This is a genomic window from Nocardia sp. CC201C, from assembly GCF_030010695.1.
Lineage (GTDB): Bacteria > Actinomycetota > Actinomycetes > Mycobacteriales > Mycobacteriaceae > Nocardia > Nocardia otitidiscaviarum.
This window is the reverse complement of sequence record NZ_JASCXP010000618.1, coordinates 1-2,876: the sequence shown is the minus strand read 5'-3', so window position 1 is coordinate 2,876 and position 2,876 is coordinate 1. Positions and strand designations below refer to the sequence as shown.

Annotated in this window: 2 protein-coding genes; one reads left to right on the top strand and one right to left on the bottom strand. The window is 70.2% G+C overall.

Features of this window, described 5'->3' with window-relative positions; translation table 11 throughout:
- Window positions 1-302 precede the first annotated feature (302 nt).
- The gene (locus QK444_RS34985) at window positions 303-1,022 is read left to right on the top strand and encodes a Mut7-C RNAse domain-containing protein (RefSeq protein WP_282786276.1); all 720 of its coding nucleotides are present in this window, start codon (window positions 303-305) and stop codon (window positions 1,020-1,022) included.
- 28 nt (window positions 1,023-1,050) lie between these two features.
- Here the strand turns inward: QK444_RS34985 and QK444_RS34980 are convergent.
- Window positions 1,051-2,876, bottom strand: a 1,826-nt coding sequence (locus QK444_RS34980) for an alkyl sulfatase dimerization domain-containing protein (RefSeq protein WP_282786275.1), incomplete at its 5' end; no start/stop codon positions are given.

Sequence of the window (2,876 nt, the reverse complement as noted above, 5' to 3'; positions counted from 1 at the left end):
CCCCCCCCCGTCCGTATCCGCACCCGCGCGCCGACGGTACGACCGCGCGACCCGGCATCCGCGGGGGACCCCGCCCCGCCTCGAAACCGCCCAGAGAACCGCCACCGGCACCATCCGGCGTCAGCACCGGCTGTATCACCATCGGTACCAGCGACATCGGCATCGGGATCGGCACCCACCGCCTCGGCATCGGCACCCACCCGCGTCGACATCGCCACCCACCCGCGTCGACATCGGCACCCCCGCGTCGACATCGCCGCAATACGGTGGCCGCGTCCCCGCCACGCTGGCATGCTGACCGCGTGGACACCTCGGGGATAACCGTCGACTTCGCGCCGGAACTGGGACCGTTCCTGCCCGCCCGCCGGCGCGGCGCGCCGACGACGGCGCGCGTGGACGGCGTCTCCACGCTCGGGCACGTGGTGGAATCGCTCGGTGTACCGCTCACCGAGGTCGGTGAGCTCCTGGTCGACGGCACACCGGCATCCACCGCCCACATTCCGACCGTCGGGCAGACCGTGACAGTGCGCGCGGTGCGGCGTCCCCAACCCGTCGCGAGCCCGCGCTTCCTGCTCGATATCCACCTCGGCACCCTGGCCCGCCGCCTCCGCCTGCTCGGCGTGGACGCCGCCTACGAGAATCCGGATATCGGCGACGCGGCGCTGGCCGCCCGCTCGGCCGCCGAGCAGCGCATCCTGCTGTCCCGCGATCGCGGTCTGCTGCGGCGACGCGAAATCTTCGCGGGCGCTTACGTCTACAGCCACCGTCCCGCTGAACAGCTCGACGACGTGCTGTCCCGCTTCGCGCCGCCGCTGTGCCCCTGGACCCGCTGTACGACCTGCAACGGCCCGCTGCGCGAGACGGATCGGGAGTCGGTGCGGGCGCTGCTGCCCGCGCACACCGACCACTCCTACGACACCTTCGCCCAGTGCGAGGACTGCGGTCAGCCGTACTGGAAGGGCGCGCACCACGCCCGCCTCGACGCGATCGTCGAGCGCGCCCGACAGCGTTACGGGGCCTGAACTCGCACCGTCGGCCCGGCACCGCGACTCAGGGCGTGACGATGGCGAACTCCGGGTCGGGCGTATCGAGCACGTCCCGCAACTGCTGGAGCCGCAGCGGATCGCCCGCGACCCGTACCTCGCCGGACCGCACCGCATCGATCATGGTCACGGCACCGGTGAGCACGCCGACGAGCGTGGCGCGGGTGAGGGTGAAGGTGGCGTCGGCGGGGACGCTGTCCGGTTCACCGGGAACGGTGTCGTAATGGACGAGCACACCGTTGCGCAGATCGGCGCGGTGCGTACGGTTCTCGTCGGTGACCACCCAGTCGGTCACCAGCCTCGTCTCCCATGCCTTCGGACCGTCGACGCGCAGGGCCACGGCGTCGAACACCTGCTCCACGGTGAGCGCCGCGGCCACGCCCGCCGCATCGGCCTTGGTCGGGGTGCCGAACGGACCGTTGCGCAGTTCGTATGCTCCGGATAGGTAGAAGTTGCGCCAGGGTCCGTTCTCGGATCCATACGCGAGCTGCTCGAAGGTGCTGGCCTGCAACATCTTCGCCGCCTCATGCTCCGGCTCGGCGAAGATGAGGTAGTCGAGCACCTGTGCCGCCCAGCGGTAGTCGCCCTCGGCGTAGGCGGCCCGCGCGGTCCGCAGCACTCCATCGGCCCCACCCATGGCGGCGACGTGCCGCGTGGCGGCTTCGACCGGCGGATGCTCCCACAGATGCGCCGGATTGCCGTCGAACCAGCCCATGTACCGCTGGTAGATGGCCTTCACATTGTGGCTGACCGAGCCGTAGTAACCGTGACTCGCCCAGGCGGTTTCGAGAGCGGGCGGCATGGTCATCAGCTCGGCGATCTCGGCGCCCACGTACCCCCGATTCAGCAGCCGCAGGGTCTGATCGTGCAGGTAGCCGTAGGTATCCCGTTGCAGCCCCAGCCATTCCACGATCCGCTCCGATCCCCAGGTGGGCCAGTGGTGGGAGGCGAAGGCCACCTCGGACCTGCCCCCGAACAGCTGGATGGCCTCGGTCAGATACTTGGCCCAGACGTGTGCGTCACGCACCAGCGCACCGCGCAGCGTGACGATGTTGTGCAGGGTGTGGGTCGCGTTCTCCGCCATGCAGAGTGCGCGCCGGTCGGGGAAGTAGAAGTTCATCTCGGCGGGAGCTTCCGTGCCGGGCGTGATCTGGAAGACGATCCGCACACCGTCGATCGTCTCCTCCTGCCCGGTGTGGGTGACGTCGCGGGTCGGCGGAATCAGGCTCACGGTGCCGACCGAGGTCGTCATGCCCAATCCGGTCCCGACCTGCCCTCGATCGCCGCGCGGCAGGGCCGCACCGTACATGTAGGCCGAGCGCCGCGCCATGGCCGTTCCGGCGTAGACGTTCTCCGCCACCGCGTGTTCCAGGAAGCCGCGCGGCGCCAGCACCGGCACCCGGCCCGCGCGCACGTCCTCGACGGTGACGACGCCCTGCGCGCCGCCGAAGTGGTCGACATGGGAATGGGTGTAGATCAGGCCGGTGACCGGCCGATCGCCCCGGTGGGCGCGGTACAGCGCGAGCCCGGCCGCGGCGGTCTCCACCGAGATGAGGGGATCGATCACCACAATGCCGCTATCGCCCTCCACGATGGTCATATTCGACAGGTCGAGCCCGCGGATCTGATAGATCCCCGGCACCACCTCGTAGAGCCCGCGCTTGACCACCAGCTGCCCCTGCCGCCACAGGCTCGGATGCACCGAATTGGGGCAGCCGCCCTGCAGGAAGTCGTAGGAGTCGCTGTCCCACACCGTCTTTCCCTCGGCGTCGGTGATCACTCCGGATTCCGGCGCGGCCAGGAAGCCGCGGTCGGCGTCGGCGAAATCGGCGG